Below are 12,817 nucleotides of genomic sequence, written 5' to 3'. Positions count from 1 at the left end.
CGGGAAGTCGCCTCCGGCGCCGCCGGGGCGACTCTCCGCGGAGCCGGTCCCCGCGGCCCGTCCCACCCTCACCCGGGGCGGCCGCGGGGACCGGTACACCTCGCCCGCGACGCCCGCGCTCCCGGCGGGCGGGAACGGTGGCCGCGGGCCGGTACGCGGGGCGCGCTCCCTCGGTAGCGCTCCCGTAAGAGCACGCGAACGGGCGGGGAACGGCGCCGCATACCCGATAACCTGGTGTTTTCTCGCCGTTCCGCATAGCAGGTGCCTTTCGCGGATAAAATCAGTGCACTTATGCATGGTTATGACGAGCACGATCAGGTCAGGTGGGTGCCGGAACCACCCGGCAACCCGGAAAGAAGCCCGTTCGAGCGCGATCGGGCGCGGGTGCTGCACAGCGCCGGGCTTCGGCGGCTGGCCGCCAAGACCCAGGTCGTCGGCCCGGGAGAGACCTTCGGCAGCGGCCAGCACATCCCCCGCACCCGGCTGACCCACTCCCTGGAGTGCGCGCAGATCGGCCGTGAGATGGGGGAGACCCTCGGCCGCGACCCGGACCTGGTGGAGACCGCGTGCCTCGCCCACGACCTCGGCCACCCGCCGTTCGGCCACAACGGGGAGACGGCGCTCAACGACCTCGCCGCGGGGTGCGGCGGCTTCGAGGGCAACGCGCAGAGCCTGCGCCTGCTGACCCGGTTGGAGGCGAAGGTCGTCACCGAGGACGGCCGCAGCGCCGGGCTCAACCTCACCAGGGCCTCCCTGGACGCCGCCGTCAAATACCCGTGGACCCGCGAGAGAAGCGCCAAGTACTGCGTCTACGACGACGACATGCCGGTCTTCGAATGGATCAGGGAGGGCGCTCCGGAGGGGCAGGTGAGTTTCGAGGCGCAGATCATGGACTGGGCCGACGACGTCGCCTACTCCGTGCACGACCTGGAGGACGCCCTGCACTCCGGCGGCGTGCTGCTGGAGGCGATGCGCGATCCGGCGGAGCGCCGCGAGGTCTGCGCGACCACCCGCGAGTGGTACGCCCCCGACGCCGAGCCGGGCGAGCTGGAGGACCTCTTCCACCGTCTCATCACCCAGCCGCTCTGGCCCCGTCACTTCGACAGCTCGTTCGCCGACCTCGCCGCGATCAAGGGGCTCACCAGCTCGCTCATCGGCCGCTTCTGCAGGTCCGCCGAGGTCGCCACCCGCGAGGCGTACGGACCGGCGGCCGGACGCTACAGCGCCGACCTGATCGTGCCCAGGGCCACCCGTCTGGAGTGCGCGCTGCTCAAGGGGGTCACGGCCCACTACGTGATGAGCAGTGACGCGCACAGCGCCAACCAGGTCAGGCAGCGCGAGCTGATCCACGACCTGGCCCACCACATCATGCTGGGCGCCCCGGGGACCCTGGAGCCCGCCTTCAGACCCGCCTTCACCAGGGCCGCCGGCGACGCCGGCCGGCTTCGCGTGGTCGTCGACCAGATCGCCTCGCTCACCGACACCTCCGCGGTCGCCTGGCACCGCGCCCTCGCCGGCCGCTGACCGGGCACTGTCGCGTTCCCGGCGCGCCTTCCGGCGACGGGGACGACCCTCCTTCGTCAGTGGCCGACTGCCAGGGGCCGACCGGTGGACGGGCGAGCCCGCCCTGTCACGTTCCCGGTGTCAGGTGCCGCCGTTCAGCGGGATCTGCACCGGCTCCTGCGACGGCTCCGACCTCCTCTTGGTGGGCTTCTTCGTCGGCGTGGGCTGCGGTTTCGACGCGCACAGGGTGAAGCAGCGGGGAGCCGCCCCGGTCTGCTTCATCACGGCGAGCATCTCCTCCCTGGGGGAGAGTGTGGGATTGCCCTTCAGCCAGGCGTCCAGGTAGTCCCAGGGCTTGACCATGCCCCGGCGTACCCACCACATCGAGGGCGAGGTCTTCCAGGAGATCGCGAAGTAGAGGTTGCTCGCGGTCGAGCGGGCGTTGCCCGAGTTGCCGACCTGGCCCAGGACCTGACCGGCTCTGACGCGCAGTCCCGGCCGTACCCCCAGGGCGATCTTGTCCAGGTGGCCGCCGAGGTAGCGGACGCCGTCGTCGCCGATCACCGTGACGAACCGGCCCTCACGGTCGGCGCCGCGATCGGTGGAGGGTTTCCACCGGTTCTTGGTGTTGACCTCGTCGACCACGCCGTTCACCGGGGAGACGAACGAGCAGCCCTTGCCCGCCCAGATCGTGGTCTTGGGCAGAACCAGGAGCCTGCTCTCGTAGGTGACCGAGCAGCCCTTCACCGGGAAGACGTAGGTGTGCTCGGAGACCTTCGGTGGCGGTACCTGCACCGGGGAGTCGGCCTTGGGGCGGTCGACGGCCGTGGGAGGGGGAGCGGAGGTGGGAGTCGCCTGGGGCATGGTCGCGGTGACCGACGAGGCCGGCGCTCCGGCCGCGGACTCCGCTCCGGGGGTCGGGGCCGCCGTACCGATGCCCGCCACCCCGCCCGGCGGCGCACAGGCCGCGGTGACGAGCGCCGCGCCGGTCACGGCGGCCAATCGTGCTATATGCCCCGATCGCATGATCTCCACCCGCGTACATTATCGAGAATCCGCCTTTACCTTTGTAACCGACGTCCTGGTTGGTCAGGACCAATTCGGGAAAGTCATCGTTCCTCCTGTCCCTTCCGTCCCGGTGGTCCCCCTGGCCTGCCGGAAGATCGGAGCGGGGGCGGGCCCGGCTCCCCGCCCCGATCTGTCGGGAGGCCGGACTAGACTCGCGGCGTGGCAAGCCGGATCAGTGATGAGGACATCGCGCTCGTACGGGAGCGCTCGCCGATCGCCGACATCGTGGGTGAGCACATCCAGCTCCGCAACGCCGGCGGCGGCAACCTGAAGGGGCTCTGTCCCTTTCACGAGGAGAAGAGCCCGTCCTTCAACGTGACCCCCACCCGGGGTTACTGGTACTGCTTCGGTTGCGCCGAGGGCGGTGACGTCATCACCTTCGTCCGGCGTCTGGAGCACCTGTCGTTCGGCGAGGCGGTCGAGCGGCTCGCCAACCGGGCGGGCGTCCAGCTCCGCTACGAGCAGGGCGGCTACGTCCCCGGGCGCGAGCAGGGCGAGCGCATCCGCCTGATCGAGGCGCACCGGGCGGCGGCCGAGTTCTACGCCTCCAAGCTCTCGGCCCCCGACGCCGCGATCGGGCGCAGGTTCCTGTCGGAGCGCGGGTTCGAGCGGGTCGACGCCGAGCGTTTCGGCGTCGGATACGCCCCCGCCGAGTGGGAGGCCCTCTCACGGCACCTGATGGCGAAGGGCTTCACCACCGCGGAGCTGATCAAGGGCGGCCTGGCGAAGGAGGGGCGGCGTGGCCCGATCGACCGTTTCAGGGGACGGCTGGTCTGGCCTATCCGCGACATAACCGGAGACGTCATCGGTTTTGGCGCACGGAAATTGAACGATGCCGAAGACGGGCCGAAATACCTGAACACCCCGGAAAGCCCGCTTTACAAGAAGAGCGAGGTCCTCTACGGGGTCGACCTGGCCAAGCGCGAGATCTCCAAGCGCTCCCAGGCCGTGATCGTCGAGGGCTACACCGACGTGATGGCCTGTCACCTGTCGGGCGTGCCGACGGCGGTGGCCACCTGCGGCACCGCGTTCGGCGAGGAGCACATCAAGGTGCTCCGGCGGCTGCTGCTCGACCAGTCGGGGTCGCGGGGTGAGGTGATCTTCACTTTCGACGGCGACGCGGCCGGCCAGAAGGCGGCCCTGCGCGCCTTCGCCGACGAGCAGAAGTTCGTCACCCAGACCTTCGTCGCCGTGCAGGCCGACGGCCTCGACCCGTGCGACCTGCGTGTCAGGCAGGGCGACGCGGCCGTGCGCGACCTGATCGCCGGGCGCGAGCCGCTGTTCGCCTTCGCCATCCGCAGCGTGATCTCCCGCTACGACGGGAGCACCAACGAGGGGCGGCTCTCCGCCCTCGACGCCGCCGCCCCGATCGTGGCCGGCATCAAGGACAGGTCGCTGCGCCGGCTGTACGCCGTCGACCTCGACCGGTGGCTGGGCTTCAACAACGAGCAGTTCGTCCTCGACCGGATCGCCGAGGTCTCCGCGGCGGCCCAGCCGCGCGCCCAGCGCCCCGCGGGACCCCGCAAGGTCGCCGACCTCACCGACCCCGGGGTGCGGACCGAGGCGGAGGTGCTGCGGCTGGCCGTGCAGCGTCCCGCGCTGCTCGGCCCCGGCTTCGAGGCGCTGGGAGCGGAGGCGTTCACACTCGCCGAGCACACGGCCCTCTACCGGCTGATCGTCGACTCCGGCGGCACCGCCGCCGCGGGGCAGGGCGGACGCGAGTGGGTCGACCTGTTGCTGCGCGGGGCCGAAGATTCCCTGCGCGGGGTCGTCACCCGGTTCGCCGTCGAGGAGCTGCGGGCCGACCTGGCGAGCGAGGAGCGCTACGCCTCGGCGATGCTGGCGGCCCTGGAGCTCGTCTCGGTGACGCGGGCCATCGAGCGGCTCAAGTCGAGGATGGAGCGGACGAACCCGGTCGACGAGCAGCAGGAGTACAACCGGCTGTTCGGAGAGCTGGTCGCGCTGGAGCACCAGCGGCGCGTGCTCAGGGAGCGCGCGGCCGGGAGCTGACGGCCGGGAGCTGACGGCATAAATGGCATTAATATCCGCGCACTGATTACACCAAACCCGAATAAGGTCTCGATCCGATAATGATCGTCGCCTTACCTTCGGTGACAAAAATAGGTCTGCCATTTAGGGGACCCAATACAGCAGACTGTCTCCCGTGGGTGCATCGGTGCTGCCAAGTGGGCCGCCATCGGTAGACCAGGTGGCCGACCTCGTCACGAAGGGAAGAGAGCGCGGAAGCGTCACGGTCGATGACGTGGCCGCCGCTCTCGACAAGTCCGAGTTGCCGTCCGACGCGCTCGAACGCGTCGTCCGGATGCTCGCCGAGAACGGAGTGGAGGTTCTTGAGCCCCAGGGCGATGAGGAGCCCGCCCGGGCCGATGAGGAGGACGTCGGAAAAAGGGCCCCGACCAGCGATCTTGTCCGCATATACCTGCGGGAGATCGGTCGCGTCCCCCTGCTCACGGCAGAGGAGGAGGTGGAGCTCGCCAAGTCCATCGAGGCGGGCCTGTTCGCCGAGGACAAGCTGACCAGCGTCGTCTCACGCATGGTCTTCCCGGAGTTCAAGGAGCTCGCCTGGCAGGGCACGCGGGCCAAGCAGCGGCTGATCGAGGCCAATCTGCGGCTGGTCGTGTCAATCGCCAAAAGATATGTGGGACGCGGGATGCTGTTCCTGGATCTCATCCAGGAGGGCAACCTCGGGCTCATCCGGGCGGTCGAGAAATTCGACTACACCAAGGGCTACAAGTTCTCCACATACGCCACCTGGTGGATTCGCCAGGCGATCACCAGGGCCATCGCGGACCAGGCGCGCACCATTCGGATTCCGGTGCACATGGTCGAGACGATCAACAAGCTGGTACGGGTCCAGCGCCAGCTCCACCAGGATCTCGGCCGCGAGCCCGCGCCCGAGGAGATCGCCCTGGAGATGGACCTGCCGATCGACCGGGTGATCGAGATCCAGCGGATCGCCCAGGAGCCGGTCTCGCTCCAGTCGCCGATCGGCGAGGAGGACTCCGACCTCGGAGACTTCATCGAGGACGCCGACGCGGTCGTGCCGATGGAGGCCGCGGCCTTCATCATGCTGCAGGACCAGCTCGACGACATCCTCGCGACCCTCTCCGATCGTGAGCAGCGCATCATCCAGCTGCGCTTCGGGCTCGCGGACGGACATCCCCGCACCTTGGAGGAGGTCGGCAGGGAGTTCGGCGTGACGCGCGAGCGCATCCGGCAGATCGAGTCGAAGACCCTCGCGAAGCTCAGGCACCCGACGAGGGCGCAGACGCTTCGCGACTACCTCGACTGAGGAGCCACACGGCGCGGGCCCCGGGAACCTCCGTTCCCGGGGCCCGCGCCGTTCGGCCGACCTCGCCACCGTGACCGTCAGGGCGCCCTCTCTCCGGGCCGGTGCCGCTCTCGCCGATCACCTGGAGTCCCTGTTTCCCTGAGGGTTCCCCGGGGGCGACCTTTCCAGTGGTCCGGTACCGGTCACCTGGAGTTCTCGCCTTGCCGAGGGAATCCTTCCGGTGGTCCGGCGCGGATCATCCGGGCTCCCCGCTTCCCCGCTTCCCCGGTTCGTGCCGGTGCGGTGGTCCGGCGCCGATCACCAGGGATTCCTGTCGTGGTGATCACTCCAAAAGCCCCGGTTTTCCGGGGCGTACGGCGTTCCTGTTCGGCGCGTTCGGGGGGCCGGGCTGTTCTCCTGGGCGATACAGGCGCAGACTGGGCGGATGGAGTCGCGAGCGGCGGTCGACGACGCCGCGCTCGGGCGCGAGGCGTGGTCCGTGCTCGACGCGAACTGGACGGGGTCCGCGACCGTCCCCGCGCCCGGCCTCTACCCCCACCAGTGGAACTGGGACTCCACCTTCGTCGCGATCGGCCTGGCCCGCTGGGACACCCGCAGGGCGGGGACCGAGCTGATCAGCCTGCTGGCGGGGCAGTGGGCGACCGGAATGGTGCCGCACATCGTCTTCCACCCCGTCCACGCGGACGGATACTTCCCCGGCCCCTCGGTCTGGCGATCCCGGGAGCACCCGGCCTCCCCCCGCGCCGTGTGCACCTCGGGGCTGACGCAGCCGCCGCTGCACGCGCTCGCCCTGTGGTGGATATGGCGGCACGCGGCCGACCGCGACACGGCCGTGGCCCTGGTGCGGCGGCTCTATCCGATGCTGGTCGCCCAGCACGACTACCTCGCCACCCGCAGGGACCTCGGCGGGGGAGGGCTCGCCGCGATCGTGCACCCGTGGGAGTCGGGGATGGACGACAGCCCCGCCTGGGACGCGCCCCTGGAGGCGCTGCCCCCGGTCCGTCCCGCCTACCGGCGGCGCGAGGAGCCCTCCGAGCGGCGCATCGACAGTCGTCAGGACCGCTACATGGCGCTCGCCCTGGGCTGCCGGGACTCCGGCTACGACCCGGCCTATCTGCGGGACGAGCACCCGTTCGCGGTCGAGGACCCGATGTTCAACGGGATCTGGCTCGCCTCCTGCCAGGCCCTCACCGAGCTGGCCCCGGTCGCGGGCGCGGACGCGGGCCCGCACCGGGAGGCGGTGGAGCGGATCCGCGCGGCGCTGCTGGAACGCCTCTGGGACGGCGGGGTCTTCCGCGCCCGCGACCTGCGCGGCGACCGGCTCAGTCCCGTGTGCACGGTCGGTGGCTTCGGGCCGATGCTCGACGAGGGGATGCCCGGCGAGCGGGTCGCGGATCTGGTGAGCGTGCTGGAGTCGGCCCGTTTCATGGGGGCCGCCGGATATCCGGTGCCGAGCTGCGAGATCCGCGCACCGCAGTTCGACCGGTCCTGCTACTGGCGCGGGCCGTCCTGGGTGAACACCAACTGGCTGCTGCGCCGGGCGGCGGCCGTGCACGGCCTGGAAGGGCTGGTGCGGGTGCTCGGCTCGGGCACCCTGCGCCTCGTACGGCAGGCCGGTTTTCGCGAGTGCTTCGACCCCTTCGACGGCAGCGGGCGGGGCAGCCGGGACTTCTCCTGGTCGGCGGCGCTCACCCTCGACCTGCTGGCGGATACCGTGGAGCGGTGAAGCTCTTCAATCGCATGCCCCCCGAGGTCCGCGCGGCCGCCGTCCCCGGCGACCGGGTGCTCGCCTACGCCGAGGGTCCCGACGGCTACGTGATCGCCGCGGACAAGGCCCTCTACCTGGGCGGCGAGCGCGTGCCCTGGTTCCAGGTGGATCGCGGGGTGTGGGACGAGGAGGGGCTGACGGTCACCACCACCGACGGGCGCTCGCACCGGGCGCTGCTGCCCGAGCCGGGCCGGATCCCCGAGGCCGTGCGGGAGCGGGTGATCGCCTCGATCGTGGTCAACCACTACGTTCCGCTGGACGCGCGCGGGGGAGTGCGACTGGTGGCGAGGAAGGCCGACGCCGACCGGCTGATCTGGGAGTTCGTCTTCGACGCCGGCCTCGACCCGGACGATCCCGGCCTGCGTGCCCTCGCGGAGCAGGCGCTTGAGGAGACACGCCGAAGCTTCGGCGTCTGAGACATCGGCCTCCGGACACGCGAAAGGCCCCCGTAGGGGCCCTTCGCACCGACGGGCCGTGCTCGGCCCGTGGCCGCCGACGGAGCGGCGGCAGGAAGATCAGTAGGGTGCGTTGGTCTTCTGGTTCTCCGGCCAGCCGGTGCCCGTGTCGTCGTGCCGGTCGCTGTGCCAGCCGTTGGCCGAGCGCAGGAACGGCAGCCGGTTCTTGGCCACGTCGCTCACCTTGGCCCTCGCCACATCCGTCGCCTGGGAGACCTTGGCGCCCATCAGGCCGGCCGTCTCCTGCACGGCGGGGTTGTCGGAGACGCGCTGGGCCAGTCGCTTGATCTGCTCGTAACGTTCCCGGCCGGCGCGGCTCCCCAGGATGTAGCCGACCGCGAATCCCACTCCGAGCATCAGTCGATAACGCATGTCCACCTCCACAAACATGTTCCGCGGACCCTGTCCTGTGATCACTCGCGGATCGCCTCGTCTCGCCCCTACCCCGGAGTATCGATGCGACACACACCCACGGAGTGCGCTAATCTATTCCTGCGCCGCAAGGAACGGGGGACACCCGGTCCGACCAGCGCGAAGCGCAATCCCGTGTAGCTCAATCGGCAGAGCAGCCGGCTGTTAACCGGCAGGTTATAGGTTCGAGTCCTATCGCGGGAGCCAGTTGAAAGGCCCCGGAAGCCCAGCTTCCGGGGCCTTTGCCGTCTTCTGTCCTGATTCAGTCGGCCTCCCGCGTTCCAGTTCGCCGGACAAACCACTGTGAATCCCAGAAAATAGGGAACGCCACGCCCGGCGCCGCCATGATCTTGGCGGGCGGACCGGTGCGCGGCTGCCGCGGACAACAGCGATCGCAGCGGGGAAGGGCCGCCGCGTCGAGGGCACCGCGCCGCCCGGAACGGTCGCCGTGCCCGTGAGCCACAATGGGTGGTTTTTCTGTGCTGACCTGGCGAAGGTCCCGGCGGAGTACGCCGGATTCGATGCGCGACGTCCCCGGTGTACTCGGGCCCGTGGGCATTTCCGACGGTGTTCCCGGCGGTGTTCCCGACGGTGTTCCCGACGGTGTTTCCAGGGGCGTTCCCGAGGTGCCCCCGGTCGACGTGGCAGCGGCCGAGGATTACCTCAGGCTTTTCCACGCCGAGAACCCCGGGGCGGGAACCCTGCGGGAACGCCTGCGTGAGGTCCGGCAGGAGATCGCCGGGACCGGAACGTACACGCACACTCCCGGCGAGCTGATCTTCGGCGCCAGGGTGGCCTGGCGCAACAGCGGCAGGTGCATCGGGCGCCTGTACTGGCGCTCGCTGCGGGTGCGCGACCGGCGACACGTCACCACGGCCGAGGGGGTCGCCGTCGAGTGCGTGAACCACCTGCGGGACGCGGCGCCGAACCGCAGGATCCGCCCGACGATCACGGTGTTCCCTCCCGATCGGCCGGGGGCTCCGGGGCCGAGGATCTGGAACGAGCAGCTCATCCGCTACGCCGGATACGCGATGAAGGACGGTTCGGTCGTCGGTGATCCACGCTACACCGATTTCACCGCGATGCTGCGCGAGCTGGGCTGGGCAGGGGGGCCGGGAAGTCCCTTCGACGTCCTCCCGCTGGCGATCTCGATGGGGGACGGGCCTCCGCTGCTGTCCACGATCCCCGGCGACGCCGTGCTGGAGGTCGCGCTCTCACACCCCGCCTACCCGTGGTTCGAGCAGCTGGGACTGCGCTGGCACGCCGTGCCGGTCATCTCGAACATGTGCCTGGAGATCGGCGGGATCTGTTACCGGGCGGCCCCGTTCAACGGCTGGTACATGGGGACCGAGATCGGCGCCCGCAACCTGGCCGACGCCGACCGCTACGACCTGATGCCGGTCATCGCCCGGCGGATGGGCCTGGATGTCGAGAGCGACCGCTCGCTCTGGCGGGACTACGCGCTGGTGGAGCTGAACGTGGCGGTCCTGCACTCCTTCGAACGGGCCGGGGTGACGATGACCGACCACCACACCGAGTCCAGACATTTCCTGATGCATCTGGAACGCGAGGAGAAGGAAGGACGGGTCTGCCCAGCAGACTGGTCCTGGATCGTGCCCCCCATCTCGGCCTCGGCCACCCCGGTCTTCCACCGCTACTACGAGGACCGGCAGCTGTCACCGAACTTCGTCCACCACCCGGACTCCCTGGAGCGTGCACTCGGTCACCGGACTGCAACGGGGGGTTAATCCGGGGGAAACGTACCGGCGATGCACTTGCAGTGACCCACCTCATGGTGGGGCGCACCTAGGGTTCCGCCGCCGCCGACGCCGGATGTCACGACCGTGAGGCCGTACGGCGTCGGCGCGGGACTGGTCCGAGAGGTGCAGGCGGCCGCGTGGCCGTTCCACGGCGGGACAAAAGCCCGGGAGGCCGGCCGACCCCGGCTGCCCTCCGGCCGGGTTCCGAGCTGATCGGAGCTCCATGCACTGGCACCCGTCCGCTTCCGACCCCGCCCGCCAGGGCCCCTCGTCCGCGGCACCCTCGGCACCCTCGGCACCCTCGGCGCCCTCGGCGCCCGACAGGTACGGCCCCGAGGCCCGCTTCGCCGTCGACCGCGAGGCCGAACTGCCCACCACCAACTGGGAACGCGAGGTCGCCTGGGCCCTGGAGGTGGGCCTGCAGGGCGCCGACTCCATCGTCGACCGGCGCATCCCGACCTTCTCCCGGGGAGAACTCCCGCACTTCGCCGGGATCAACACCTTCCTCAAGGCCCCGTACGTCGAGGACGTGCGGCGCTGCGGGGAGTACGACGTGGCGATCCTGGGGGCGCCGTTCGACGGCGGCACCACCTACCGCTCGGGCACCCGCTTCGGACCGCAGGGCATCAGGAAGATCTCCGCCCTGTACGGCCCCTACAGCTTCGAGCTGGGAGTGGACCTGCGCGAGTCGATCACGATGGCCGATCTCGGGGACGTGTTCACCATCCCCGGCAACATCGAGAAGACCTTCGACCAGATCTCCAAGGCCGTCTCGCACGTCTACTCCAGCGGGGCCTTCCCCGTCGTCCTGGGCGGCGACCACTCCATCGGGTACCCGACCGTGCGCGGCGTGGCCGAGCACCTCTCGGGAAACCTCGGGATCATCCACTTCGACCGGCACGTGGACACCCAGGAGACCGACCTCGACGAGCGCATGCACACCACGCCGTGGTTCCACGCGACCGACATCCCCAACGTGCCGCCGCAGAACCTGGTGCAGATCGGCATCGGCGGCTGGCAGGCGCCCCGGCCGGGGGTGAAGGTCGGCCGCGAGCGCGGCACCACGATCATGACGGTCACCGACTGCGTGGACATGGGCATCGAGGCGGCGGCCGAGCGCGCGCTGGAGGTCGCCTGGAAGGACGCCGAGGCCGTGTGGCTCTCCTTCGACGTCGACTGCCTGGACGCCGCGTTCGTCCCCGGCACCGGCTGGCCGGAACCCGGTGGCTTCCTGCCGCGCGAGGTCCTGAAATTCATCCAGATCATCGCCGACGCGGCGCCGCTCGCCGGGATCGAGGTCGTGGAGTGCTCGCCGCCCTACGACAACGCGGAGATCACCTCGTTGATCGCCACCCGCGTCATCTGCGACACCCTCGGCTGCCTGGTCCGTTCCGGGCACCTGCCCACGAGGAAGGGAGCCTCCTGATGCTCCGCCGCCCGCCTCTCACCCTCCGCCGGCCTGTTTCGTCCAGGCCGCCCGGCCGGACCGGGTCGCTCGGGGCGTTTCGTTCGTCCCGCGCTCCGTTCTCGCTTCGCCTGCTCGTCTCTCTCTTCCTCCTCGCCGCCTGCGCGGCGTGCGCCTCCACCCCGGGCGGTGCCGCCGAGCCCGCCGCCTCCGGCGGCGAGAAGACCCTCACACTGGGCTTCTCCGCCTGGCCCGGCTGGTTCCCCTGGCAGGTCGCCCAGGAGAAGGGGCTGTTCGCCAAGAACGGCCTCGACGTCGAACTGAAGTACTTCGACAGCTACACCGACAGCCTGACGGCGCTCGCCACCGGCAACGTCGACGCCAACAGTCAGACGCTCAACGACACCATCGCCTCGGTGTCCGGCGGGGCGAAGCAGACGATCGTGCTGGTCAACGACAACTCCACCGGCAACGACCAGATCATCGCCAGGTCCGGCATCTCGACGGTGGCCGACCTGAAGGGCAAGACCGTCGCGGCCGAGCAGGGAACGGTCGACCACTACCTGCTGCTGCTCGCGCTGCGGAAGGCGGGGCTCACCGAGAAGGACGTCACCTTCAAGCCGCTGCCGACCGATGCCGCCGCCGCGGCCTTCAAGGCCGGCCAGGTGGACGCGGTCGGGGTCTTCGCCCCTTTCACCACCACCGCGCTGGAACTGCCGGGTTCCACGGCCATCGCCACCTCCAAGGACTTCCCCGGCGCCATCCCCGACCACCTGGTGGTGGCCGCCTCGCTCGTCGCCGAACGGCCGCAGGAGGTGCAGGCACTGGTGAAGACCTGGTTCGAGACCCTGGAGTGGATCGCCGCCAACAGGGCCGACGCCACCGCGATCATGGCCAAGCGGGCGGGGGTGAGCGAGGCCGACTACACGAGCTACGACGCGGGGACCACGATCTTCTCCCTGGAGGACAACCTCGCCGCCTTCGAACCCGGCGACACCGGCGACCACCTCGACAACCAGGCATCCCTGATCGCGAAGTTCCTCGTCGACTCGGGCCTGGCCGACACCGAGCCGTCGCTGGACGGCCTGTTCGAACCGAAATTCGTCAGAAGTCTCAAGCCGTGAGAACCGTGAG

10 protein-coding genes and 1 tRNA gene are annotated in these 12,817 nt (G+C 70.1%); 9 read left to right on the top strand and 2 right to left on the bottom strand.

The features are described from left to right. Nucleotides 1-291 precede the first annotated feature (291 nt). The gene (locus tag ABT352_RS11535; protein ID WP_350944476.1) at nucleotides 292-1,524 is read left to right on the top strand and encodes a deoxyguanosinetriphosphate triphosphohydrolase; all 1,233 of its coding nucleotides are present in this window, start codon (nucleotides 292-294) and stop codon (nucleotides 1,522-1,524) included. A 120-nt stretch (nucleotides 1,525-1,644) separates the two neighbouring features. Here the strand turns inward: ABT352_RS11535 and ABT352_RS11530 are convergent, their stop codons facing one another. Next, nucleotides 1,645-2,529, bottom strand: a complete 885-nt coding sequence (locus ABT352_RS11530) for a M23 family metallopeptidase (protein WP_350944836.1) — start codon at nucleotides 2,527-2,529, stop codon at nucleotides 1,645-1,647. A gap of 201 nt (nucleotides 2,530-2,730) precedes the next feature. On the opposite strand from ABT352_RS11530, the gene dnaG reads away from it, so the two are divergent. The 4 genes from dnaG (at nucleotide 2,731) to ABT352_RS11510 (ending at nucleotide 8,068) form a co-directional block, all read left to right on the top strand. Then, nucleotides 2,731-4,581 (top strand): DNA primase, encoded by a 1,851-nt coding sequence (gene dnaG, locus ABT352_RS11525; RefSeq protein ID WP_350944474.1) that lies wholly within the window; start codon nucleotides 2,731-2,733, stop codon nucleotides 4,579-4,581. Nucleotides 4,582-4,747: 166 nt separating this feature from the next. Then, nucleotides 4,748-5,884, top strand: a complete 1,137-nt coding sequence (gene rpoD, locus ABT352_RS11520) for an RNA polymerase sigma factor RpoD (protein ID WP_350944834.1) — start codon at nucleotides 4,748-4,750, stop codon at nucleotides 5,882-5,884. Between the two features lie 424 nt (nucleotides 5,885-6,308). After that, nucleotides 6,309-7,610 carry an MGH1-like glycoside hydrolase domain-containing protein gene (locus ABT352_RS11515; protein WP_350944472.1) on the top strand — a complete coding sequence of 434 codons (1,302 nt, stop codon included), beginning with the start codon at nucleotides 6,309-6,311 and terminating at the stop codon, nucleotides 7,608-7,610. Further along, complete coding sequence (locus ABT352_RS11510) at nucleotides 7,607-8,068, top strand: hypothetical protein (RefSeq protein ID WP_350944471.1); 462 nt, start codon at nucleotides 7,607-7,609, stop codon at nucleotides 8,066-8,068. Before ABT352_RS11515 ends, ABT352_RS11510 begins: the two co-directional genes overlap by 4 nt. Before the next feature lie 99 nt (nucleotides 8,069-8,167). Here ABT352_RS11510 and ABT352_RS11505 read toward each other — a convergent pair whose 3' ends face one another. Then, a complete protein-coding gene (locus ABT352_RS11505; protein WP_350944470.1) occupies nucleotides 8,168-8,479 on the bottom strand; it encodes a YtxH domain-containing protein in 312 nt (103 codons plus the stop codon). Between the two features lie 170 nt (nucleotides 8,480-8,649). Here ABT352_RS11505 and ABT352_RS11500 point away from each other — a divergent pair. From ABT352_RS11500 to ABT352_RS11485, 4 genes are all read left to right on the top strand, one after another. Next, nucleotides 8,650-8,725: transfer RNA gene (locus ABT352_RS11500), tRNA-Asn, on the top strand. 344 nt (nucleotides 8,726-9,069) lie between these two features. After that, nucleotides 9,070-10,266, top strand: a complete 1,197-nt coding sequence (locus ABT352_RS11495; protein ID WP_350944469.1) for a nitric oxide synthase oxygenase — start codon at nucleotides 9,070-9,072, stop codon at nucleotides 10,264-10,266. Nucleotides 10,267-10,501: 235 nt separating this feature from the next. Then, on the top strand, nucleotides 10,502-11,704 hold the full coding sequence (locus ABT352_RS11490; RefSeq protein ID WP_350944468.1) for an agmatinase family protein: 1,203 nt from the start codon (nucleotides 10,502-10,504) through the stop codon (nucleotides 11,702-11,704). Next, complete coding sequence (locus tag ABT352_RS11485) at nucleotides 11,704-12,807, top strand: ABC transporter substrate-binding protein (protein WP_350944467.1); 1,104 nt, start codon at nucleotides 11,704-11,706, stop codon at nucleotides 12,805-12,807. Before ABT352_RS11490 ends, ABT352_RS11485 begins: the two co-directional genes overlap by 1 nt. The last annotated feature ends 10 nt before the right edge of the window (nucleotides 12,808-12,817 follow it).

It is taken from the genome of Streptosporangium sp. NPDC000563, from assembly GCF_040299985.1.
Classification (GTDB): Bacteria; Actinomycetota; Actinomycetes; order Streptosporangiales; family Streptosporangiaceae; genus Streptosporangium.
This window is presented reverse-complemented; position numbering and strand designations above follow the sequence as displayed.

Bases quoted from the DNA above. Each gene is read 5' to 3' on its own strand.
- ABT352_RS11535 (WP_350944476.1), top strand. From the start codon at position 292: ATGCATGGTTATGACGAGCACGATCAGGTCAGGTGGGTGCCGGAACCA.
- ABT352_RS11530 (WP_350944836.1), bottom strand. From the start codon at position 2,529: ATGCGATCGGGGCATATAGCACGATTGGCCGCCGTGACCGGCGCGGCG.
- ABT352_RS11515 (WP_350944472.1), top strand. From the start codon at position 6,309: ATGGAGTCGCGAGCGGCGGTCGACGACGCCGCGCTCGGGCGCGAGGCG.
- ABT352_RS11505 (WP_350944470.1), bottom strand. From the start codon at position 8,479: ATGCGTTATCGACTGATGCTCGGAGTGGGATTCGCGGTCGGCTACATC.
- ABT352_RS11490 (WP_350944468.1), top strand. From the start codon at position 10,502: ATGCACTGGCACCCGTCCGCTTCCGACCCCGCCCGCCAGGGCCCCTCG.
- ABT352_RS11485 (WP_350944467.1), top strand. From the start codon at position 11,704: ATGCTCCGCCGCCCGCCTCTCACCCTCCGCCGGCCTGTTTCGTCCAGG.